General features: G+C 64.9%; 2 protein-coding genes. Both read right to left on the reverse strand.

Annotated elements, in window-relative coordinates:
• Nucleotides 1–41 precede the first annotated feature (41 nt).
• A complete protein-coding gene (locus AB1460_RS37275) occupies nt 42–776 on the reverse strand; it encodes an ABC transporter permease (RefSeq protein ID WP_420497467.1) in 735 nt (244 codons plus the stop codon).
• A gap of 92 nt (nt 777–868) precedes the next feature.
• Nucleotides 869–1624: an ATP-binding cassette domain-containing protein gene (locus AB1460_RS37280; protein ID WP_368967250.1), complete on the reverse strand. Its 756-nt coding sequence runs from the start codon at nt 1622–1624 to the stop codon at nt 869–871.
• Nucleotides 1625–1747 lie beyond the last annotated feature (123 nt).

A 1747-nucleotide genomic window follows, 5' to 3' on the forward strand; every position in this document is an offset into this window, starting at 1 on the left:
TGGCGGGGCCTGGCCACTCGCTACGACAAGACCCCCGAAAGCTACGCCGCGGGACTCCACCTACGCGGGTCCGTTCTCTGGCTCCGCAGCCTCCCAACCCGATGATCCGAACCCAGAACAGGCCCTAACAGCAGACCGCGACTCGCGTCCACGACCAAGGTCATCGGATTGACCTCGGCGAACGCCGCCAACCATCCCGGCATCGTGTCGGTAGGGACGAACAGCGAGCTGCCGAACTGGAGCGGGACCATCCAGAGCATGGTCACTGACTCCACAGTCTGGATACTGCGGACCGCCAGGCCTATGAAAGCTGCGACCCAGCAGAGCGCCACACCATACGCGGTAAGAAGCCCCAGCGCCGCCACGGACGAAACCACGTTCGTCTCTATACGGAAGCCAATCACGTAAGCGAACGAAAATATAATCAGGAGGCTGACTAGCATTCGCACAGTGTCGGCGATAATTCGCCCTGTCAGCACTGCCGAACGAGCGATCGGCAGTGATCTCAGGCGATCTACCATACCATTTCCAAAATCCACGGCAAGGCTGATACCAGTGCTTCTCGATACGATGGTGAGCGTCAGCGCCATGATTCCAGGCATGAAGAACTGTTGATAGGTTCTTGTGCTGTCCGCGATGGCACCACCTAGCACATAGACGAACACGACCGCGAACACCATCGGCATGACCGTCGCATCCAGGATCAAGCCCGGGTTCCCGGCGATCTTCATCAGGTTTCGACGCGCGATGATCAGCGAGTGCCGGACCATGTTCATCGGACTCTCGCTGGGCAACGGCGCGAATGTCGAGCCTGCGGACGCATGCCGAGGCGGGTCCAGTGTCACGCTCAGGCCATTCCGGGGCATGCTCATTCCTCTCCGGCTGGGTTCTCGCTGGCCGCGAGACCGCTGGTGGCGGGGGCTTGCATGCCAGTTCGCCTTCCCGTGAGAGTGAGAAATACCTCGTCGAGGCTTGGCCGGCGGGTTTCGATCATGGCTATCCGCGCCGAGGAATCCGCGAGGACCTGAACGGCCAGCGTCAGCTCGGCCTCGCCGGCAACGGGCGCCGCGACCACCGTCCCCCCAACGCCCGGAAGAATCGAGGAGGCTCCGGTGACCTCCGGCGCGCCCGTGTCGGGCTCCGCAGGGACGTCAGGAGAAGCCGTCAGGCTCGTCGTCAGGCCGGCGGCCGACAGCAGTCGGCGCACCGCCGGAGCCTCGGCGGCGTCGGCCACCCGCACGTGCAACACAAGGCCGCCGAGCTGAGTGCGGAGCTGGTCGGGCGACCCCTCAGCGATCAACTGCCCGGAGTCGAGCACCGCCACCGTGTCCGCGAGCGCCTGCGCTTCCTCCATGTACTGGGTGGTCAGCAGGACCGTGACGCCCCGCGCGGCCAGCGAGCGGACGATGTCCCACAACTCGAGTCTGCTCTGCGGATCCAGACCCGTGGTGGGCTCGTCCAGGAACAGCACCCGCGGTTCACCGACGAGGCTCACGGCGAGGTCGAGCCGGCGTCGCATCCCCCCGGAATAGCCTCGGACGTTTCGGCGGCCGGCTTCGGTCAGGCCGAAGCGTTCCAGCAGTTCGTCGGCGCGGACCCGGGCCTGTCGAGGCGGTAGGTCAATACCAGGAACTTAAGGTCTGATCGTGTAGGTTCTGGCTGTGCCGAGGCGTGGTCAGGTCAAGGAGAAGGCCGGGGACCGGTTGGTGGACCGGGTCGGGTTGGGGGTGCTGGCCGCGCAGTTCCC

Source organism: Parafrankia sp. FMc2 (assembly GCF_041008525.1).
GTDB lineage: Bacteria > Actinomycetota > Actinomycetes > Frankiales > Frankiaceae > Parafrankia.

Excerpts from the sequence above, each read along its gene's own strand:
- AB1460_RS37275 (WP_420497467.1), bottom strand. The coding sequence starts at position 776 with ATGAACATGGTCCGGCACTCGCTGATCATCGCGCGTCGAAACCTGATG.